The 20,485-nt window shown below is 59.7% G+C and carries 15 protein-coding genes and 1 pseudogene; 3 read left to right on the forward strand and 13 right to left on the reverse strand.

Annotated elements, in window-relative coordinates:
* Positions 1 to 245: 245 nt before the first annotated feature.
* The 12 genes and pseudogenes from PSH79_RS15435 to PSH79_RS15490 form a co-directional block, all read right to left on the reverse strand.
* A complete protein-coding gene (locus PSH79_RS15435; RefSeq protein ID WP_305438204.1) occupies positions 246 to 3,323 on the reverse strand; it encodes an error-prone DNA polymerase in 3,078 nt (1,025 codons plus the stop codon).
* Positions 3,320 to 4,735 (reverse strand): DNA polymerase Y family protein, encoded by a 1,416-nt coding sequence (locus tag PSH79_RS15440; protein ID WP_305438207.1) that lies wholly within the window; start codon positions 4,733 to 4,735, stop codon positions 3,320 to 3,322. Before PSH79_RS15440 ends, PSH79_RS15435 begins: the two co-directional genes overlap by 4 nt.
* A 7-nt stretch (positions 4,736 to 4,742) precedes the next feature.
* Positions 4,743 to 5,360 (reverse strand): translesion DNA synthesis-associated protein ImuA, encoded by a 618-nt coding sequence (gene imuA / locus PSH79_RS15445; RefSeq protein WP_305438208.1) that lies wholly within the window; start codon positions 5,358 to 5,360, stop codon positions 4,743 to 4,745.
* On the reverse strand, positions 5,360 to 5,977 hold the full coding sequence (lexA, locus tag PSH79_RS15450) for a transcriptional repressor LexA (RefSeq protein ID WP_187679794.1): 618 nt from the start codon (positions 5,975 to 5,977) through the stop codon (positions 5,360 to 5,362). Before lexA ends, imuA begins: the two co-directional genes overlap by 1 nt.
* A 202-nt stretch (positions 5,978 to 6,179) precedes the next feature.
* Positions 6,180 to 6,458 carry a DUF971 domain-containing protein gene (locus tag PSH79_RS15455; RefSeq protein ID WP_305438209.1) on the reverse strand — a complete coding sequence of 93 codons (279 nt, stop codon included), beginning with the start codon at positions 6,456 to 6,458 and terminating at the stop codon, positions 6,180 to 6,182.
* Positions 6,455 to 7,417 carry a HEAT repeat domain-containing protein gene (locus PSH79_RS15460; RefSeq protein ID WP_305438211.1) on the reverse strand — a complete coding sequence of 321 codons (963 nt, stop codon included), beginning with the start codon at positions 7,415 to 7,417 and terminating at the stop codon, positions 6,455 to 6,457. Before PSH79_RS15460 ends, PSH79_RS15455 begins: the two co-directional genes overlap by 4 nt.
* Positions 7,414 to 7,731 (reverse strand): annotated as a pseudogene (locus PSH79_RS15465) (ABC transporter ATP-binding protein); the annotation flags it as partial. The pseudogene PSH79_RS15465 and the gene PSH79_RS15460, both read right to left, overlap by 4 nt.
* Positions 7,732 to 7,827: 96 nt before the next feature.
* Positions 7,828 to 8,073, reverse strand: coding sequence for a ferredoxin family protein (locus PSH79_RS15470; protein ID WP_305438212.1), 246 nt, complete (start codon positions 8,071 to 8,073; stop codon positions 7,828 to 7,830).
* A gap of 27 nt (positions 8,074 to 8,100) precedes the next feature.
* Entirely contained in the window at positions 8,101 to 9,831 is a 1,731-nt protein-coding gene (locus PSH79_RS15475; protein ID WP_305438213.1) for a fumarate reductase/succinate dehydrogenase flavoprotein subunit, read from the reverse strand.
* Positions 9,828 to 10,595 (reverse strand): GntR family transcriptional regulator, encoded by a 768-nt coding sequence (locus PSH79_RS15480; RefSeq protein WP_305438214.1) that lies wholly within the window; start codon positions 10,593 to 10,595, stop codon positions 9,828 to 9,830. Before PSH79_RS15480 ends, PSH79_RS15475 begins: the two co-directional genes overlap by 4 nt.
* Before the next feature lie 134 nt (positions 10,596 to 10,729).
* Positions 10,730 to 11,698: a Gfo/Idh/MocA family protein gene (locus tag PSH79_RS15485; protein ID WP_305438215.1), complete on the reverse strand. Its 969-nt coding sequence runs from the start codon at positions 11,696 to 11,698 to the stop codon at positions 10,730 to 10,732.
* 12 nt (positions 11,699 to 11,710) lie between these two features.
* Positions 11,711 to 12,598: a Dyp-type peroxidase gene (locus tag PSH79_RS15490; protein ID WP_305438216.1), complete on the reverse strand. Its 888-nt coding sequence runs from the start codon at positions 12,596 to 12,598 to the stop codon at positions 11,711 to 11,713.
* 341 nt (positions 12,599 to 12,939) lie between these two features.
* On the opposite strand from PSH79_RS15490, the gene PSH79_RS15495 reads away from it, so the two are divergent.
* Positions 12,940 to 13,911, forward strand: a complete 972-nt coding sequence (locus tag PSH79_RS15495) for an IS110 family transposase (RefSeq protein WP_305438217.1) — start codon at positions 12,940 to 12,942, stop codon at positions 13,909 to 13,911.
* 74 nt (positions 13,912 to 13,985) lie between these two features.
* Here the strand turns inward: PSH79_RS15495 and PSH79_RS15500 are convergent, their stop codons facing one another.
* The gene (locus PSH79_RS15500; RefSeq protein ID WP_305438218.1) at positions 13,986 to 15,026 is read right to left on the reverse strand and encodes an AraC family transcriptional regulator; all 1,041 of its coding nucleotides are present in this window, start codon (positions 15,024 to 15,026) and stop codon (positions 13,986 to 13,988) included.
* A 211-nt stretch (positions 15,027 to 15,237) separates the two neighbouring features.
* Here PSH79_RS15500 and PSH79_RS15505 point away from each other — a divergent pair, with 211 nt between their 5' ends.
* Both PSH79_RS15505 and PSH79_RS15510 read left to right on the forward strand, forming a co-directional pair.
* Positions 15,238 to 16,185 carry a transporter gene (locus tag PSH79_RS15505; protein WP_305438219.1) on the forward strand — a complete coding sequence of 316 codons (948 nt, stop codon included), beginning with the start codon at positions 15,238 to 15,240 and terminating at the stop codon, positions 16,183 to 16,185.
* Between the two features lie 182 nt (positions 16,186 to 16,367).
* Positions 16,368 to 20,306, forward strand: a complete 3,939-nt coding sequence (locus PSH79_RS15510; protein ID WP_305438220.1) for an Ig-like domain repeat protein — start codon at positions 16,368 to 16,370, stop codon at positions 20,304 to 20,306.
* Positions 20,307 to 20,485: the final 179 nt, after the last annotated feature.

Genomic DNA, 20,485 nt, shown 5'->3' on the forward strand with positions numbered 1-20,485 from the left:
CCTTCTTGAAAAACGGGGGTGTCCCGGCACAGCAACGCGGTGGGGAGCGGAAAAGGGGCGGCATTATGACAAAGTGCCATCATTGATGACAGGCTTTTTTGACGCCAGCAAATTGGCTGCTCATCTCGCAGTGTCTCCTGTAGGAGGGAGCCTGGTCGCGACAGGTATTCGTCAGCCAAACATTGATGGTCTGACACACTGCCATCGCGAGCAGGCTCACTCCTCTCCTACAGGGGGTGTGCTGATCAGTGGAAATCGCGGCTCTGCACGCGGATGCCGTTGAGTAGCGGACTCAGGTCGCTCAGGCGGCCGGCGATCAGGTGGCGCACATCGCCCTCGCGCTCCCAGCGGCCATCGACCTTGAGCAGTTGCGAGCCGACCAGCACCTGGCGCTGACGCTCGGCCAGGTCGCGCCAGACCACTACGTTGACGTTGCCAAACTCGTCCTCAAGGGTGACAAACGTCACGCCGCTGGCAGTACCCGGTCGTTGCCGGCCTGTCACCAGTCCGGCAATGCTGACCGGGCGACCATGCTCAATGTCGAGCAACTCTTGTGAACTGCGGCAACGCCGCGCCTTCAGTTCATCGCGCAACAGCGCCAACGGATGCGGCCCCAGGGTGGTGCCGACCGTCGTGTAATCGGCGTGCAGATCTTCACCGACACTGGGCTTGGGTAGCACCACGTCAGGCTCTTCCTGACTCGGCAACCCGGCAAACAAACCCAGCTGTTTCTGCACCCCGGCCACCTCCCAACGGGCCCGATGGCGGTGACCGGCCAGGCCGCGCAACGCCCCGGAATCTGCCAACAGCGCCTGCGCCCGACTGTCGAGTGCGGCCCGTTCACCCAAATCGGCAACATCGGCAAATGCCCCGCGCATCCGCGCCGCTTCAATGCGTCGGGCATCGTCCTCGCGAAACCCCTTGATCATGCGCAGCCCCATGCGAATCGCCGGTTGTGCGCCGGTGATCGGTTCCAGGCTGCAATCCCAGTCACTGGCGCGCACGTCCACCGGGCGGATCTGCAATTGATGCCGGCGCGCGTCCTGGAGAATCTGGTCGGGGCTGTAGAAGCCCATCGGCCAACTGTTGATCAGCGCACAGGCGAACGCCGCCGGTTCGTGGCACTTGAGCCAGCAACTGGCGTAGGTCAGCAAGGCGAAACTGGCGGCATGGGACTCGGGAAACCCGTAACTGCCGAAGCCTTTGATCTGCTCGAAAATCTGCGCGGCGAACTCCGGCGTGTAGCCGTTTTTCTTCATGCCGGCGGCGAGTCGCTCCTTGTGCGGCTCAAGCCCGCCGTGACGCTTCCACGCGGCCATGGAGCGGCGCAACTGATCGGCCTCGCCGGGGCTGTAGTCGGCGGCGACGATGGCGATCTGCATCACTTGCTCCTGAAACAGCGGCACGCCGAGGGTGCGTTTGAGCACCACTTCCAGTTCCGGTGACGGATAGGTTTCCGGCTCTTCCTTGTTCCGCCGGCGCAGGTACGGATGGACCATGCCGCCCTGAATCGGGCCCGGCCGGACGATGGCCACCTCGATCACCAGATCGTAGAACTTCGCCGGTCTCAGGCGTGGCAGCATCGACATCTGTGCGCGGGACTCGATCTGGAACACGCCGATGGTGTCGGCGCGGCTGATCATGTCGTAGGTCGGTTTGTCTTCGGCCGGAATCGTCGCCAGTGTCAGATCCAGATGGCGATGACGGCGCAGCAGATCGAAACAGCGGCGAATCGCGCTGAGCATGCCCAACGCGAGGATGTCGACCTTAAGCAACCCGACCGCATCAAGGTCGTCCTTGTCCCACTGAATGATCGTGCGGTCGGCCATGGCGGCATTTTCCACCGGCACCAGACTGTCCAGCGGTTGCTCGGAAATCACGAAACCACCGGGGTGTTGCGACAGGTGCCGGGGGAAGCCGATCAGCTGCCCGGTCAGGCTCAGCACTCGACGCAACACCGGGCTGTCGGGGTCGAACCCGCCTTCAAGCAGGCGTGCCACTGGCGGTGTTTCATCGCTCCAATGGCCGCAGCAATCGGCTAGCGCGTTGATTTGATCCGGCGGCAGGCCCAACGCCTTGGCCACATCGCGCACCGCACCGGCGGCGTGATAAGTGCTGACCACCGCTGTCAGCGCCGCGCGATGGCGGCCGTAACGGCGGAACACGTATTGCAGGACTTCCTCGCGGCGTTCGTGCTCGAAATCAACGTCGATGTCCGGCGGCTCGTTACGCTCTTTCGACATGAAGCGTTCGAACAGCAGCGTGGTGCGATCCGGGTCGATTTCGGTGATGCCCAAGGCAAAACACACTGCCGAGTTGGCCGCCGAACCCCGCCCCTGACAGAGAATGTGCTGCTCGCGGGCAAAGCGCACCACGTCATGTACGGTGAGGAAGTAGCTTTCGTAGCCGAGTTCGGCGATCAACGCGAGCTCATCGTCGATCTGCTTGAGCACTTTGGCCTGCGGCCCTTTCGGCCAGCGCCAGGCGATGCCTTCTTCGGTCAGGTGGCGCAACCAGGAACTGGCGCTGTGCCCGTCCGGCACCAGCTCTTTGGGATATTGATAACGCAACTGGCCCAGATCGAAGGTGCAGCGCCGGGCAAGGCTTACCGATTCTTCCAGCAATGCTTGCGGATATAACTCGCGCAACACGTCGAGACTGCGCAAATGCCGCTCGCCATTGGGGTGCAGGCGCAATCCGGCTTCGGCCACCGGGACGTGATGACGGATCGCAGTCATGGTGTCCTGCAAGGCGCGCCGGCCACGGGCGTGCATGTGCACATCGCCGCTGGCCACAGGCGGAATGTGCAGCTCGCCAGCCAGACTCAACAACCTCGCCAAGCGTTGATGATCGTCCTGCCCGCGATGCAACTGCACCGCCAGCCACAGCCGTTCGCCGAAGGTTTGCTTGAGCCAACGGCCCTCCTCCACTTCATTCAGCGAGTCCGGCACCCACAACACCAGCAAGCCGGGCAGTCCTTCGTTGAAGTCCTCGCGCAGCACTTGATACTGGCCCTTTTGCGTACGCCGCCGGGCGCGGGTGATCAAGCCGCAGAGTGCCTGGTAACCCTCAAGATTCTCCACCAGCAGCACCAGTTTCGGGCCGTTGTCGATACGAATCTCGCTGCCGATGATCAGCGGCAGCTCAACGGATTTCGCCGCTTGCCAGGCACGCACAATCCCGGCCAGGGTGCATTCATCGGTGATCGCCAGGGCTTGATAACCGTGGGTTTTCGCCCGCTGGAACAGTTCCAGCGCACTGGATGCACCGCGCTGGAAACTGAAGTTCGACAGGCAATGCAATTCGGCATAGCCATCGCTCATGCGAACCAGCCTTGCAGCCACAACGGACCGCCCTCGCCCACCGCCCGATAAGCCCAGCCCTGCTGCCCGGCGCGGTTCTGGATCAGGTAATAATCGCGGCGCACATCGTCGCCGTCCCACCAGCCGGATTCGATGCGCTCAGGGCCCATGAGGATCCGCGCCGAACCTTGCGCCACGCTCTGCGGTTCACCGAGCAACCAGCCCGGGCGGTGGACACTCGGCAAACCGGCGCAACGTTGTTTGTCGACACCGTTCTGCCACGCGCACTCGGGCCGATGATCGGCCTGAAAGCGCAGGCCTTGCACGGCGTCATCGCCCAGCCGTGCGCGCAGGCGTTCACGCAACTGCTCCCACGGCAAGGTCTGCTGCGGACGGTCATCGAACAGTTCCTGAAACTGCGGCACAAAACTCGGCAAATCTTCGGCACGCAGACGGAAACCGCGCACTGGCGCCTCAACCTGCACCTGTTCCAGCCGTCCACGGGCCAGTTCGAAGAGCATCGCCGGGTCGCGTTCGGCGCTGAGCAGGCCGACCTTGATCAAGGTATCCGGCAACCCGGCATGTTCCAGATGCAGGTCGAAACGCTGCACGCCGCTGTCGCGCCCACACAGAAACGCCGACAGATCGCCAGTCAAACGCCGTAAAGGGAACAGCAGCGCTTGATGGGATTGCACGTCGAAATTGAGTTCGATGCGCACATCGAAACGATCCGGCGGCAGGTAGAACGCCAGCGCCAGCGGCCGCGCGCCGAACAAGGTGTCGAGATGTTTGAGCATCGGCGCTTCGAAGCGTCGGGCCAGTGCCTGACGCGGCAGGCTCTGCACCTGACTGAGGTTACGCAGGCCCATGCGCGACAACGCCGTGGCCACGCCCGGTTCCAGGCCGACCCGGTCGATGGGCAATTGCCCTAGATGATGCTGCAAGGCTTCGCCGTCCGGCACCACCAGTCCGTCATAGGCGTTGGCCAAAATGCGTGCCGCCACCGGGTTGGGCGCAGCGACGATGCGATGACGGAAACCCAGATCGGTCAGTTCCTGGCGCAACCGCGCTTCGAACTGCGCCCAGGAACCGAACAGGCCCAGGCTCGATTCGATCTCGAACACCACGGTACGCGGATAATGCGCGCTGACCTGCGCACTGAAACGGTAAGCCCACGCGGCGAGAAACTGCTGCCAGTGCTCAACCTCGGCCACCTCGTAATCGGCGGTGGCAAAACCTTTGCCAATGGCTTGCGCGGCGGTCATTGACTGGCCGGGGCGCAAGCCGAGTTTGCGCGCCGCTGGATTGACCGCTTGCAGCACCCGGCGCTGGGCCGGGCCGCTGAGCAACACCAACGGTTCATCGGGATCGGGCCGCTGACGCAACACGGCGTCGAGGGCCAATTGCGGGAACAGAATACAGACCCAGCGCATGACGACCTCAGTGCCCCACAGCAAAGGCAATCGGCGCCGTGCGCGCCAGTCCGCCACGGCACTTGAGTACACGCAACTGGGCCGGTTTGGCGTCGATGGCGATGCGCAGCGCCGCCGGCGACGGGTTGATCGCTTCGCTCAATGGTCGCCACGCAAAGGCCAGGGTCTGGCCGGTTTCCGCCGCCACCTGCAAACGCCGCAACGCGCGGTCATCAGCCTTGTGCGGCCAGCACAGCACGGCGCCGCAACTGCCCGAACGCAGGCATTGTTCCGCCGCCCACAAGGCGTCGCGTTCACTGGCCTGAATCACCGACAACTGACGCAGGTCGACCCCGGCGTTCTCCCACGCCTGCGGATACGGCACGAAAGGTGGCGCTACCAGCACGATGCGCTCGCCCGCCGCCGACAACCGCGCCAGCGTCGGCCACACCAGTTGCAGCTCACCGACACCGGGGCCGGCCAGGAGGATTTCGCTCAATGCCGCTTCCGGCCAGCCACCGCTGGGCAATGCGGCGTCCAGCGCGGCATGCCCGGTCGGTTGTGGGCTGGCGGCCGGAGGCGCAGGCCGGCCCTTCCAGACCTGGCCGCCATTGAACAGGGCATCCAACGCAACGACGGCGCCCATCAGCCTTGCCTCACCAGACCGCAGAACACCCCTTCGATGGCCAGATCCTGATCGTCACGCACGACAATCGGCTGATACGCCGGGTTGCGCGGTAACAGCCGCACCACATCGCCGACGCGCTCGAAACGCTTGATGGTGACTTCGCCGTCGAGCCGCGCCACGACGATCTGGCCGTTGAGCGCCTCGGGATTGCGCCGCACACCGACCAGATCACCATCGAGAATGCCGTCCTCGATCATCGAGTCGCCTTGCACCCGCAGCATGTAATCAGGCGTGCGGGAGAACAGCGCCGGGTCGAGCATCAGGCGGTTATGAATGTCGGCATCGGCGCCAATCGGCGCACCGGCGGCCACCCGACCGAGTACAGGGATCTCCAGCAACTCCGCACGTGCCGGTTGCCCGAGCAAGCGAATGCCCCGGGCCTGATGCGGGTTGACCTCGATAAAACCGGCTTCGGTGAGCGCCAGCACATGCTTGCGCGCCACGCTGCGCGAGGCAAAACCAAAAGCCTCGCTGATTTCAGCGAGGCTTGGGGGCTGACCGTGCTCGGCGATACGTTCGCGGATAAAGGTCAGGATGGCGGTACGGCGGGGAGTCAGGTTCGTCATGGAGTACATTTGTACTCCTGTAGGATTTTCCTGACAAGCACCGCAGGTCGGCCCAAGCCCACCACCGACAACACCGCCACCCCATAACAACAAAGTCCTTCCTCTGGAGGAGTGAGCCTGGTCGCGATGGCGGTGGATCAGCCAACAGCATTGCTGAATGTCACACCGCCATCGCGACCAGGCTCACTCCTACATTGGACTCTTGGTGGGTTCAGGAAGTGAGCTGTGCGAGATATTGCCAGGGGTAGATCCCGCGTTGGTGGCCATCGCTGAACACCAGTTGCACGCCATAGCCTTGGGGGTTGATTTCGATGAGGCGCACGCGATCATCGACCTGGGGCGCAGACCCACGCAGACGAAACGCGCGGCATTGCGAGCAGGGGCATTGGCGGCGCAGTTCGGCATGATCGAGCAGCGATTCGCTGCCGTCAGGCCAGCTTAGTCGCAGGGTCTGCTCACTCTGCGAATTGCCGACCGACAGCGGGTTCATTGCAACTGACTCAGGGCGATGCGCACGGCTTTGCGTACTTCCGGGTCGCCGTCGTCCTGCACGGCCTGCAACGCTGCCACTGCACCGCGATCATTCAACTCGCCCAAGGCCAAAGCCGCTTCCTTGCGCAGGTTACTGATGCGGTGGCCGAGGGTGTCGATCAGGGCATCCAGCGCCGGGGCGAAATGCAGGCGGCCGAGACTGCGGGTGGCGCGCAGACGCACTTGCCAGTAGTCATCGCTCAGGGCCTCGACCAATGCCGGACCGGCGTCGATGTGGCCGACTTTGCCCAAGGTTGTTGCGGCTTCTTCACGCACTTGCCAGGCGTCGTCCTGCAAGGCCTGCCGCAGGGCGGGCAGGACTTCGGCGCTGGATGCCAGGCCCAAGGCGCCGGTGGCGGCGCGGCGCACGTCGGTATTGGGGTCGTCGCTGGCCAACCGTGCCAAGGCTGGCAAAGCATTAAGTTGTTTGAGCCAACCGAGCACACCGACCGCTTCGCGCCGCACACTGGCGTTGGCATCGTTCAACGCCGCGACAGCAGCCGGTGCAGCATCGGCGAAGCGCAGTTCACGCAAGGCGCGGAACGCGGCGATGCGCACGGCGACGTCGGCGTGCACGGCCCATGGCAGGATCACCCGCCCCGCCGCTTCGGTCTTGAGCAGGCTCAGGCTTTGCGCGGCGGCGGATTGCACGGCGGGCGACGGATCGGTCAGCGCTTCACACAAAGCTTGTACAACGGCCTCATCTTCCCAGGCCTCAAGCAGACGTGCAGCTTCAACACGGACTTCTTCAGAGGTATCTGACCCGAGGCGATCGACCAACCACACCAGGCCGTCCGGTTCTTCGAGATCCGCCAGATCAATCAGCGCAATGCGCCGCACGCCGGCGTCTTCGGCCGTCAGGCGCGGTTTCAGGTCGAGAATGTCTTGGTTATCGGTCACAGCAAAAATAGAGGTCATAGGGCAAATCGCGGCAAAGGGTTTTCGGGAGGCAGGCCGAGCGGATTGAGGCGCGGCAGCGGTCGGTCGTTGTCATGGCGCAGATCTTCGATAATTCGCTCCGGCCGCGCGCTCATCACCAGCAGGCGATCAGCAAGAAACAGCACCTCGTCGATGTCGTGGGTGACGAACACCACGGTGGTGCGAATGCGCGTCCAGATGTCCAGCAACAGTTCCTGCCTGTTCAGCCGGGTCAGCGCATCCCGCGCACCGAACGGCTCATCCATCAGCAGCCGTGGACGATTGACCAGCACCCGGGCAATCTCCACCCGTTCAAGCCAGCTCTCACAGGTTTCCAGGGTGTTTCCAAAAATCATGTCCCACTGCAAATCCCTGTGGGAGCTGGCTTGCCAGCGATGAGGCCCTGTCAGTCAACGCAATAAATAGGGGATGTCGACTTTCACCGCACCCGTCGGGCAATCCTTCTCGCACGGCATGCAGTACCAGCATTCATCGAAGGCCATGTAGGCCTTTTGCGTGGCCGGATTGATCGCCAGTAAATCCATCGGGCAAACATCGACACACACGGTGCAACCCTTTTCAGCGATGCATTTGTCCTCGTCCACGGTGACGGGGGCGTTGGAGCGGAAGAAGATTTCCCGGGCTTGATAGGCCATGGTTCGGACTCTCTGTTCAGTGAGGCATCACGCGGCGAAGGCGCCAACCCGCAAGCGGTCGTAGGCCTGCATTTCTTCGGCATCGAGCGGGATGATGTAAGGCTCGACGGCTTTCTTGAAACTGGTCATCTGGCCGTCGTCGCCCTTCTTCAGATGGCAATGGCAAAACCATTCAGCGTCATTGCGCTGCGGGTGGTCGACGCGGTAGTGGTAAAGCCCCCAGCGGCTTTCCGCGCGAAACAGCGAGGCACGCGCGGCCATTTCGGCGCAGTCGCGGATCACGCTGGTTTCCATCGCGCGCATCAGTTCGTGGGCGTTGTTGGCTTTCATCTGATCGAGGTCGCGTTCGATGTCGCTGAAGCGTTGCAAACCGATCTGCATTTTCTTGGTCACTTTCGGCGGTTGCAGGTAGTCGTTGACCAAGCGCCGCAGCTTGTACTCGACCTGCGCCGGCGGCAGACCGTGTTCACGATCCAGCGGTGCATAGACCCGGGCCTTTTCTTTCTCGATCTGCCCGGCATCCAGCGCGGAGAACTCGCGCCCGGCAACAAACTCCGCCGCGTTGTGCCCGGCGAACCAGCCGTAGGTAAACGCGCCAAGCATGTAGTTGTGCGGCACGGCGGCCATGTCACCGGCGCAGTACAAGCCTTTCACAGAGGTCTCGGCACGCTCGTTGACCCACACGCCGGACGCCGAGTGACCACTGCAAAAGCCGATCTCGGAAATGTGCATCTCGACCATTTGCGTGCGGTAATCCGTGCCGCGATTGGCGTGAAACTGGCCACGGCTCGGACGCTCGTTGCTGTGCAGAATCTCTTCGATGTTCTGGATGGTTTCCTCGGCCAGATGGTCGAGTTTGAGGAACACCGGGCCGTTGCCGCTTTCCAGTTCCTGATGAAACTCCCACATCATCTGGCCGCTCCAGTAGTCACACTCGATGAAGCGTTCGCCCTTGTTGTTGGCGGTGTAGCCGCCCAACGGGCCGGTGACATAGGCGCACGCCGGGCCGTTGTAGTCCTTGATCAGCGGGTTGATCTGGAAGCATTCGAGGTTCGCCAGTTCGGCCCCGGCGTGATACGCCATCGCGTAGCCGTCGCCGGCATTGGTCGGGTTTTCATAGGTGCCCATCAGGTAGCCCGACGCCGGCAAACCGAGGCGCCCGGCCGCACCACACGCGAGAATCACCGCTTTGGCCTTGATCACATGGAAGTCGGCCGTACGGCAATCGAAGCCCATCACACCGTTGACTGCGCCCTCCTCGTCGGTCAGCAAACGCGTGCAGACCAGACGATTGGTGATGCTGACGCGCGCTCGTTTCAACTGGCGATAAAGGACTTTCTTGATGTCGTGCCCTTCCGGCATCGGCAGCACATAAGCGCCCATGTGGTGGACTTTCTTGACCGCGTAATCGCCGGTCTCGTCCTTCTCGAACTTCACGCCCCAGCGGTCGAGTTGTGAAAGGGTTTCGAAGCTGTGTGTCGCGTAGGCGTACACCGCTGCCTGATTGACGATGCCGTCGTTGGCGATAGTGATTTCCTTGGTGTACTGCTCGGGCGTCGAGTGGCCCGGGATGATCGCGTTGTTGAGGCCGTCCATGCCCATGCTGATCGCGCCGCTGCGCTTGACGTTAGCCTTGTCGACCAGCAGCACGCGCAGATCACGGTTTTTCTCTTTGGCCTTGATCGCCGCCATCGGGCCGGCAGTGCCGCCGCCGATAACAACAATGTCGTATTCCTGCTCAAGCGTGCTGCGTGTCATGCCTGCTCCCCTTTTTGCCGGTCGATCCGCAGGCGGTACTGGAACGCATCGCCACGGTAGTAAAGGTGTTCAAAGTCCAGCGGCTGGCCGTTGGCGTCGTGGGTCAAACGCTCGATGCGCATGATCGGCGAGCCGGCTTCGACGTTCAGCGCTTGGGTCAGGTCGCTGTCAGCCAGCACCGCATCAATGGCCAGATCGGCGTGACCGAGGGCAATGCCGCAGTCGTTTTCGAGGATCAGGAAGATGTCGCGAGTAACCAGATCAGCCTTCTCCAGCCGCTCGCCGACGGCTTTGGGCAGGTAGGTGATTTCCAGCGAGATTGGCTCGCGGTTGATCAGCCGCACGCGTTTGATCTGCGCCACGGTTTCGCCTTCGGCAACCTGCAAACGCTCGGCGACGCGCTTGTCGGCCGGGATGAATTTGAAGCTGCGCAGGCGGTTGATCACCTCGTAGCCGCGACCGGTCATGGACTCGGCAAGGCCTTGCAGGCTGCTGACGTTCTGGAAGGTTTTCGGTTTGGCAACGAAGGTGCCTTTGCCGTGGATCTTGAAGATCAGCCCTTCCTTTTGCAGATCACCCAAGGCCTGGCGCACGGTGATGCGACTGACTTTGAACAGCGCGCCAAGTTCGCTTTCGGAAGGCATCTGGCTGTCTTGCGGGTATTCGCCATCGAGAATGCGCGCGCGCAGGACGTCGCGCAGTTGGGTGTGCAGCGGGACACTTGATAAGGAGAGCGGGCTGAGGGAGAGAACGTTATCGGTCATCTTCGGATCACTTGTTATAACGAGTTATGACGTGATCTTAGAGTTGTTATGACAAGGTTGAGAAAGATTGTTTGGGCATATCCTTAGATGTTTCACATGATCGCTTTTTGCAGGAGTGAGCCTGCTCGGACAAATCAGTAACGCTTGAGGATCTGATCCATGACCCAGTCGGTTTTCACGGCCTGCTCGGCCACCGCCGGATGCTGCGCGTCACCACGGATATGCGCATTCATGCCTAATACGTGATGCCACTGAATGTGCTCGTGATGCGGGATTTGCAGGCTGATCTGTTCATCGGCAAATAACTGCACCGGGTGCTCATCAAACACTGAAAAACTGATTCGCCCTTCACTGCCGATGATCTCGACCCGATCTTCGCGCCGATCCGCAACAAAGCTCCAGCAGCCCATGCCCAGTGCTCCGGATGAAAACCGCCAACTGGCGCTGACCGCATCTTCCGCCGCATACAAGCCGGCCTGATGCGCAGTGAAACCCGCCACTTCAGTAATGTCGCCGAGCAGGTACTGAAACAGGTCAAAACCGTGGCTGGCCAGGTCGGCAAAGTAGCCACCGCCCGCCACTGCCGGATCGGTTCGCCAGTTGTTGCTGCCCTCCAGGTCCGCCGCCGACGGCGCCTTGGTCAGCGTCCAGCTCAGGTGCCGCACCGTGCCGATGCGGCCCTGCTCCAGCCACTGCCGTACTTGTTGAAAGCGTGGCAACGAACGGCGGTAGTAGGAAACGAACAGGTGCAAACCGGCGTCGGCAAACGCCTGCTGCATCTCGCGGCTTTGCCCCGAGCTGAGTGCCATGGGTTTTTCCACGCAGCAATGCTTGCCGGCGGCGGCGACTTTGAGGCTGTAGGCGTGGTGGCTGTCGGGTGGCGTGGCGATGTACACCGCGTCCACATCGGGATCGTTGATCAGTGCATCGACGTCGGTGTAGACCCGGGCGATGCCGTGGCGCGCGGCGTAATCGCTCACCGCTTCAAGACGCCGCCCCATCACCGCCACCAACGCCGAACCAGGAGCCTTGTAGAAGGCCGGCCCGCTCTTGCGCTCGGTGACGTCACCGCAACCAATCATGCCCCAACGCACCACATCCATATGTTTTGCTCCTTAACCGATGCGCAAAGCGCGCAGATCCAGATGCCCGTCCTTGAGTGGCGGACACCAGTAGTAACCGCCGGTAATCGGACGGCTGATTCGATAGAGACCATCGGTGATGCCATCTTCCAGACCGCTCATGCGCCGCAGTTGCGCTTCGAACGCATCCAGCGAGAAGCCGAAGGCGAGGAACATCAAGCCCGCGCGATCGCCTTCGATCCACGGCATTGAGCGGCGCACGACGAACGCCTCAGGCGCGAAACTTTCCTGCGCGGTGCGTTTGACGTGGGCGGAAACCGGCGCGTCGTCAATCTCTTCGTTGTCGCTGAGGCGACGGCCCATGATGTTGTCCTTGTCTTCGGCGGACAACTGATGGAAACCCTTGAGGTCGTGCTGCCACTGCTGGATCGCGGCGAAGCTGCCACCGACCAGGCCATCGGCGCCTTCGCCCAGCAATGCCGCTGCAATGGCGGCATCATCGTGGGGGTTTTCGGTGCCATCTTCGTAGCCGGTCAGGTCGTGGCCGTCCTTGTGGCGGAAGGCTTCCTGCGCTTCTACCAGGCGCAGGGCCGGTGCCAATGCGGCTTCGAAAGCATTGCAGCGGTTGAGCAGTTCGCCACGGTCGACGCCGTGCAGCCAGACCCACAGGGCGTGCTGGGTCGACGGGTTTTCCACACCGACGCCGGTCATGGCCGGGAAGCTGCGCAGCCCGTCGATTTGCACGTTGAGCGCTTTGGCCAGGGATTCACCGAATCCGACCACCGCCGACTTGCCGTCCACCAGGTTCATCAGGTTATCGATCGCCTGCGGCAGTGCTTCAACCGACTCGAGGGCGAAAAACAGATGACGAGCTTGCGCAGGAACAGGGGTGGCGAGAATGCCCGGCTGGTAGTAACTCATGTGAACTCCTTGGGAAAGTGCGCGGGAGTTTACCTGTGGCCGGAAGGTTTGTGGGGTTGAAAATCTGGAGCAGGATCAAAAGATCGCAGCCTCCGGCAGCTCCTTGTATCTCGACTATCGCTCCGTCAGGAGCGATAGTTCTCGACTGATCATCGAGGGAGGGACTTGGAAGCCGTGCAGCTCCTTAGGCTTTTTGCCTGTGATGTAGATCGTGCTCCAGCCCTCCACACTCACTCGTATAGTTCGAACGGTATCTTGGGCCCGTCTCTGGCGAGAGCCCGCATTCGCAAGGTTGGACAGAGTGCAGTGATGATCGAAAACTGATTAATGGAGAAACGGTCATGTCCAATTTCGTCGGCGTCGATGTCGCTAAAAATACCTTTGATATCGCCACTCACCTGCCAAACGGCAAGCACAAAACCAAGGCCAAACTGGCTAACGACTCAAAAGGTTTCAAAGAGTTTGACGCCTGGTTGAACAAGCAGGTCGAGCCTACAGCCCTGATCGTGATGGAAGCCACCAGCGTTTATCACCTGGAACTTGCCGAGTTCGTCTACAACAAGGGTTACCGGGTCTGCGTCGTCAATCCGGCGACGACCCACGCTTACGCCGACAGCGAGCTGCGCCGGATCAAAACCGACAAAAGCGACGCCAAATTGATCGCTGACTTTGCTCGGGAAAAGGCTGAAAAGCTTCAGCTTTGGGCTCCGGAGCCGCTGAAATATCGTCAGCTAAAGGCGATGGTACGTCGCTTGGATGACCTTCAGGAAATGGAGCAAATGGAGCTCAATCGCCTGGATGTGTCCGACGAAAAGGTCAAAGACTCGATCAACTCTGTGCTGCGTCACATCGAGAAAGAGATCGTTGAAACTCACAAAGCAATCAAAAAACACATCGACGATGATCCAGACATGCGCCAAATGCGCGACTTGATCGTGACCATCGACGGTATTGGCCAGAAAACCCTTGAGCGGCTGCTGGCAGAGTTGGGCGACCTGCGTAAATATGACGACCCTCGCAAACTGGTCGCTGCCGCCGGGTTGAACCCAAAGCTGCAGGACTCGGGAAAGTTCAAAGGCAGAGCAGTGATTTCGAGGATCGGATCGGCTCGCGTTCGGGCGGGTCTATACATGCCTGGGTTGGTTGCACTGAAGCACAACAAGGCAATCATCGCCATGAAGGAACGCTTGAAGGCCAACGGCAAGGCCCCCAAGCAAATCATCTGTGCAGCGATGCGCAAACTCCTACATTTTGTCTACGCCGTTCTTAAATCGGGCCAGCCATTTGACCCGAAAATTGCCCTTGCCCGATGAGGGGCAAGACGGTATCTACAGTTTGAAATGCGATCCCCTGTAGGCGCTGCCGGAGGCTGCGATCTTTTGATCTTTCAAATCGTTGCGGCGCTCTCGACGCGCCACGCGCTCGGGCTCATCCCCGTCCAACGCTTGAACGCCCGCCGAAAACTGCGCACATCGCTGTAGCCCACCTCTTCGGTAATGCGCTCGATCGGCATCTCGGGATTGGCCAGCAGACTCATCGTCCGCGCCTGCCGCACTTGTTCCAGCAACGCCTCGAAGGTCAGCGAATGCTCGGTCAGGCGCCGGCGCAGGGTGCGGCTGCTCATGTTCAGGTCGCCGGCAATCTTTTCGATATGGCTGCCCCGGCTCAGATCCCGGGCGATCGCCCGCTCCACCGCTTGAATCAGGTCAAGCTTCTGGTGCACCTGCGCCGCTTCCAGCTCCAGCAAGGCCACCGCCTGACGCAACGCCAGCGAATGATGATTGGGCAGGTTCACGTCCAGCCACCGCACATCAATCAGCATGCGATTGTGCAGGCAACCGAAGCGCACGTCCGGCCCGAGCAAGCGCTGGTATTCGCTCAAATAGTCCGGTGCGGCGTGCACGAACTCCACGGCAATCGGCTTGAAATCGGCGCCAGCCAACGCCCGCCCGTACACCAGCAGACTGGCGAAAAACTCCTCGACCGCGAACACCTGTACATCGGCGAACGGCAAGCGGCATTCGGCGTCCAGATGCACGTGCTCGCCGACCACATCGACGCTGGAAACCACAATCCCGCCGGAGGTGTGCTGATGGCGAATCCCTAAGGCAAAGGCATCGCGCAGGGTCTTGCACAGCGACAGCACATGGCCGAGCAAGCCCAGGGTGCCGAGTACATTCTGTGCCCCGACCCACAAACCCAGGCCCTGATTGGGCAGCCCCTTGAGCGCACGCTGAATCATCGCCACGGCCTGCCGATAGGAAATCCGCTGCGTGGGGTCCTGCAAATCTTCGAGGGTGAAACCCAGGCCACGGCAAAGACTCTCGGGCTCGACGCCCTTGCTCTGCGCAACTTCGGCGAGGGTTTGCAGAAGAAACGGCGAGACCAGCGCCAGTTCAAAGGTCGGGTCTTGGACTTTTACGTTCATGGGGGCTAGACATTCCGGAGCACGCTTGATTGTTATTTTTGTTACCGGTTATGTCGAAGGAAGTTAGCACAGGGTTTGCCGACTGTCCGCAGAAGCCCCCCTCAGTGTCCGCCAATACCCTGCCCCGCCGGGCGCCAAGCGCTTATTTCTAGAGTGCCGGGCGTTCTGCGTGCCGGCGTTGCGCCCCACCACAATAATAATGAGGACGGATATGCACCCGAACCGCGCGACATTGCCCTTGCGCCTGGCCCTGACTTTGCTTGGCTGCGCCGCGACCCTGCCGGCCCTGGCCACCGAAGCCGGTGTCGACAACATCGGCACCGGCACCGACGGCTTTTTCATGCTGCCGATGGAGGTCGACAGCCTTCCTGAGAACATGGTCGCGTTCAACCTCTACTACAACCATTACAAGGCGCGAAAGCTCAACATCAGCTCGCTCGGTGGCAAGGTGCCAAATGTCGAGATCGAGTCCACGGCGGTGATCCCGCGCATCGACTATTTGAGTCCGGTGCGCGTATTCGGTGGTCGCCTGGCCGGCTACATCGCCCAACCGTGGCTCAAGCAGGAAGTCTCGGTATTCGGCTTGAGCGACACCCGCGAAGGCATGGGCGACACCACCATCGCACCGATCATTTTGTGGGACCTGGGCAAGGACCTGACCCTTGGCGCCGCGCTGGAAATCACCGTGCCCACCGGTGAATACAGCGTCGATCGGCTGGCCAATACCAGCAACAACTTCTACACCTACAAACCGCTGTTCTCCTTCACCTGGCTGCCGACGGACAGAACCGAAGTCTCGATGAAGACCACCTACAGCTTCAACGAGAAGAACAAGGACACCGATTACAAATCCGGGCAGATCTTCCACTTCGATTATTCGGCGAGCTACAAGCTCACCGACGACCTGATGCTCGGGATCAATGGCTACTACCTCAAGCAAACCACCGACGACAAACAGTTCGGCCACACCGTGCAGTTTGCCGGCGAAGACGTGAACGATGGCGTTCGCGGCCAGGTCTTCGCGATCGGCCCGGCACTGCACTTCACCTTTCTCAAGTACGCCAGCGCGGAGATTCGCTGGGCCAAGGAATTTGACGTGGAGAACCGACCGGAAGGTGAAATGCTCTGGGCGAAAGTCAGTATTCCGTACGCCTTTTGACCCTGCCAGATTGCGCTCAGAAGCGCACAGTGCTCAGACGGGCGCCCAATAAACAGACTCAACCCGCACATGACCGTCCGTCTGAAAACCACTTACCCCTGTCAGATCTGACAGTAGTCGATGAACAATGATTGGGACTAAAAGGGAATCACCCGTTTTTTCCCTTTCAGGCGGTATTGCTCATGACTTCTTTCAGACTTTTTCGGCTTCCCCCGCGCAGAGATTTATCCGTCACACCGTTGCAAATCTATCCGGTGTACATCGCTGACATGACTCAGCCCGTTGTGGATGGCGACGGCGGTATCAACCTGGCAACGTTCGAAAATTCCGAGGCTGGCATATTCAGTATTATCGACCCTTACAACGGGATGGGGACTGGAGACACAATCGAGATTTTCTGGAACAACAACGTCATCCGCGAACTGAATATCAAGCCCGAAGATGTCGATGAAAGATTGTTCTTCTTTCTCCCGACCACGGAAATCGCCCCCGGTTACTCCGAATGTTATTGCCAGGTGACCCGTTCAGGCGAAACGCTGCCGGATAATCCTTCCTCCGTATTGACGCTGTTGGTCAAATTGAATTTGCCCGCCGGCGAGGATGAGCAACAGCATCTTCCCTGGCATTCACACCTCGACCTGGTCGGGTTGCCGCAGGATGTCATCGACAATGGTGTCAGCAAAGAGTGGTCGAGCAAGGGCGTGCCCATGACCATCAAGCGCTATCGAGAGATGACCGTGCGCGATGTCATCTGGGTGCGCTGGGGCAGTGTTCTTCTGGCCCCGCACGTAGTAACCGAAGCAGAGGCCGACGGCACTCAAGAAATTGTCATCACCGCGTTGCCCGGCGACATCCTGACCGCTGGCGATAGCAGCTCGTTGCCGATCAAGTACGAAGTCCATGACGAGGTCTGGAACTGGTGCGAGAAATGGTCGAAGGAGACTTCGGTTCAGGTAGATGCCGGTGCTGCTCGCCTGGATCCGGCCTTTTTCGAAGATGCCGATGATGGCGAACTCCATCTCGATCAACTCGACCATCAAGCGACCAACCTGCTGATCCGGCTCGAAAGCAATAAAGAGTTCGCCACGGACGACACTATTGTGATCAATGTCGCTGGTGTCGGGGGGACCGGAACAGCGCCTCGAACGCTGACCAAGGAAGTCACCGTCGGCAATCTGCCCTACATTCTCGACTTCCCGATCCCTTTTGCATTCGTCAGTCTCTTCGCCAACGGGACGCTCGATGGCTCCTACGTTTTGCGCAAGAAAGACGGTAGCCCTCCACTCTATTCCAAGCGCACCTTCGTCAAAGTGATCGGTAACCCGGCGCTGTTGCCGGCGCCGATCATTGAAGAGGTAATCGGTGCCATTTTGCCCGCCGACAGCAAAACAGCGACCGTCAGAATTGCTTACCCGAGCCTTAAAGTCGGCGACACGATCAACATGATCTGGGAAGGCACGAAATCAGACGGCAACGCCTATGAGTATGAGGAACCGTATGACGTCAGCAATAACGATGAGCAGGCAGGCTTTACATACATTCATGTGATGAACGAGCACATTCTCCCGTTGAACAACGGCAGTCTCAAACTCTATTACCGGGTGTACAACGACGATCCTGCCGAATATGGACTCAGCGAATCTGACTTTCTGCGGGTCGAGGTACGCGCGTTGCCCGCCACTCTGCCTGCCCCCGATGTAGAAGAGGCCCGGGATGGTGTGATCGACCCGACGAAGGTTTATACCCAGGCCCATGTGCTGGTCAAACCGGTCAATTGGATGAAGGGTGACACGCTGACGTATCACTGGATTGGCTACACCATTGATGGTTCAACCAAAGGCAGCGTACCCATCACTCAGTTGTCGATCGACAAAACCGCGCGTTTTCGGGTGGATGCACAATACGTAACGACCAACATCGGCTTTCCGGTCACAGTGATTTACACCCTGCTGCACGCCGCCACCGGGAAATACAGTTATTCCGCACCCTTGCGGGTAATCGTCGGGGTACCGCTGGGTCGACTGCTTCCGCCTGAGGTCATCCAGGCATTCGGTGACGTCCTCGATCCGATGGATGCGATCAACGGTGTCGATATCGAATGCAGCTACGACACCATGGATGAAAAGCTGGATCTGTTACGTCTGTTATGGACAGGTACGCCCGGCCCCGGAACATCGGAGGACCTCGAAAAACCCGCCGAAGCCACCGGCACTGTCACCTTCCACCTCCCCGCCTCTGTGGTGGGTGCCAACATCCTGAGCACTGTATCGGTCAAATACGCTGTACAGCGCCATAAGTTATGGACGCAATCAGAGGAATTGCCGCTGAACATCCTGGGTTTCCAGGACCCGGAAAAAGACTTGCCTACGCCCGAAGTTCCGCTAGCCGTCAATGCCGTTCTGGATCTGATGGAGTTCAGCGGCGACGCAAGTATTCTGGTCAAACCGTGGCCCTTCATTGCCGAAGGGCAAGTCGTGGATCTCAATGTTGTAGGTCGTGCCAGTACCGGCGTCCACATCATCGAAGTGCTCAAAACACATAAAATCAGCAAGCAACAAGCCGTCACCGGGCTTGATGAACCGTTGCTTAGGTCCGATTTGCTGAAGTTGCTCCACAGCTCTCCAGCCACCGTGACTTGCTCGGTGATATTCAATGGCAGTGAGGATGCAGCAGTCGAATTTCCGAACCTGCCTTTGACGATACGCACACGCTATGACTATGTAACGCCGATCATTACCAGTGTGAAAGATCCGCAGGAAAAGGAAATTCCAGAAGCCTCCGTGACCTACGACAAGCGCGTGAAAATTCAGGGTACCGCCACTCGGGACGAAACAGTCCGCGTCATGATCAACAACGTCCCACAAGACATAGTCGATGTCATCGCTCCCGGGACCTGGGAGTTTATGACCGGGAATTTGCTCGAGGGCATGCAGAGCATAACGGTCGAGGCTTTGTATGATGCCGACCCGACAATCAGTGAGCCAAGGACGTTCACCATCGGTATCGCCACCCAGCCCAGTATCACCGCGGTCAATGATTCACTGGGGCCTGTAGCCAATAACGGAACAACCTACGATACCGAAATTGCAGTGGCAGTCTTAGCGGATCCCAATCAATCTGTGCAGCTTTACAATGGCACCAATGCTATTGGCTTGCCCATTTCCCTCGACGGTGATGGCGCCGGCGCAACCACACTGACTGATCTGACGCGTACAACATATTCCCTCAAAGCCAGAGCAATCTATGGTGATCAATTGGAGTCACCGGCACATAACTTTACTATCAAGGCGCACAACGAAATATCGCTGACCTCAATCAGGGACTCAGAAGGTGAACTGGTCGAGGGAGGAAGAACCTATGACAGCTCGGTCACTCTGACGGGCGGGTTTACACCCTTATATGACGTCCAGGTTTACGATAACGGCGGCGGGAAACAGATCGTGTCTACCGGCCAAAACGGCGTCTGGACCACCAGTCTTGCGATTGATACTGGTGAACATGCTGTGTACGTCAAAGCGCTGTCAACGAACCAACAATCCAATACCCGAAACTTCAGAAGAGATCCCGTTCCACCGTTGTACATTGACACATCCACCGCTTATCTCAGTGGATACATGGTCAGACATACCAACAGACCCGTGACCAATCCTCCCGCTGGAGCCTTTTTAACTCGAGGCGCCAGCGGTGGCATACCGCCCTATCGCTATAGCACTGACAAAACAGCGTATCTCCAGGTCGACGTTTCAACAGGGAGAGTTATTGGCGTCCGCAATGGCGGTGCTCGCGTGATCGTTACAGATAGCCGCGGATCTACGGCGTCGTATTCTGTTTCTGTTCAAAACGTCTGGTATATCGCCAATTACGGGGGCGGTCGCCATAACCTGGCAACCATGTCAGCCACTGTGAACAACGCTGGCGGCAAATTTCCAGCCATTCGCGATTACAACAGTTTGCGCTCAGTGTACGGAGGGGATCCGGGTGGATATTCCTATGACTTCTACTGGGTAGACGATAGACACCAATGGGGATCCCACTGGTTGCTACGCCCGGGAGACGGGGTAGTTTATGGGTCAAATGACAACGGCAAGGTGGGGTGTATAGGCGTTCTGCTACGGACCTGATGAAAGCCAATCGCTGAAATGCACAACGGACAAATGAGCATTCATTTGTCCGTTGCTTTCTAAAGGGCGAAGTCAATGAAATGTAACGTTTAGGCGCCCTCTCCCATTACCGCTCGTCGCAAAACAGTTTTCACCTGTCAGATCTGACAGGTGCGCATTTCCCGATTTTATCCCCTAAT

Origin of the sequence: Pseudomonas sp. FP2196 (genome assembly GCF_030687715.1) — a bacterium.
Classification (GTDB): Bacteria; Pseudomonadota; Gammaproteobacteria; order Pseudomonadales; family Pseudomonadaceae; genus Aquipseudomonas.

What these genes read in the sequence shown, in the direction of transcription:
- PSH79_RS15455 (WP_305438209.1), bottom strand. Translation starts at nt 6,458, where the DNA reads ATGAACCCGCTGTCGGTCGGCAATTCGCAGAGTGAGCAGACCCTGCGA.
- PSH79_RS15440 (WP_305438207.1), bottom strand. Translation starts at nt 4,735, where the DNA reads ATGCGCTGGGTCTGTATTCTGTTCCCGCAATTGGCCCTCGACGCCGTG.
- PSH79_RS15490 (WP_305438216.1), bottom strand. Translation starts at nt 12,598, where the DNA reads ATGAGTTACTACCAGCCGGGCATTCTCGCCACCCCTGTTCCTGCGCAA.
- PSH79_RS15435 (WP_305438204.1), bottom strand. Translation starts at nt 3,323, where the DNA reads ATGAGCGATGGCTATGCCGAATTGCATTGCCTGTCGAACTTCAGTTTC.
- PSH79_RS15485 (WP_305438215.1), bottom strand. Translation starts at nt 11,698, where the DNA reads ATGGATGTGGTGCGTTGGGGCATGATTGGTTGCGGTGACGTCACCGAG.
- imuA (WP_305438208.1), bottom strand. Translation starts at nt 5,360, where the DNA reads ATGGGCGCCGTCGTTGCGTTGGATGCCCTGTTCAATGGCGGCCAGGTC.
- PSH79_RS15510 (WP_305438220.1), top strand. Translation starts at nt 16,368, where the DNA reads ATGACTTCTTTCAGACTTTTTCGGCTTCCCCCGCGCAGAGATTTATCC.
- PSH79_RS15505 (WP_305438219.1), top strand. Translation starts at nt 15,238, where the DNA reads ATGCACCCGAACCGCGCGACATTGCCCTTGCGCCTGGCCCTGACTTTG.
- PSH79_RS15475 (WP_305438213.1), bottom strand. Translation starts at nt 9,831, where the DNA reads ATGACACGCAGCACGCTTGAGCAGGAATACGACATTGTTGTTATCGGC.
- lexA (WP_187679794.1), bottom strand. Translation starts at nt 5,977, where the DNA reads ATGTACTCCATGACGAACCTGACTCCCCGCCGTACCGCCATCCTGACC.
- PSH79_RS15495 (WP_305438217.1), top strand. Translation starts at nt 12,940, where the DNA reads ATGTCCAATTTCGTCGGCGTCGATGTCGCTAAAAATACCTTTGATATC.
- PSH79_RS15460 (WP_305438211.1), bottom strand. Translation starts at nt 7,417, where the DNA reads ATGACCTCTATTTTTGCTGTGACCGATAACCAAGACATTCTCGACCTG.
- PSH79_RS15480 (WP_305438214.1), bottom strand. Translation starts at nt 10,595, where the DNA reads ATGACCGATAACGTTCTCTCCCTCAGCCCGCTCTCCTTATCAAGTGTC.
- PSH79_RS15470 (WP_305438212.1), bottom strand. Translation starts at nt 8,073, where the DNA reads ATGGCCTATCAAGCCCGGGAAATCTTCTTCCGCTCCAACGCCCCCGTC.
- PSH79_RS15500 (WP_305438218.1), bottom strand. Translation starts at nt 15,026, where the DNA reads ATGAACGTAAAAGTCCAAGACCCGACCTTTGAACTGGCGCTGGTCTCG.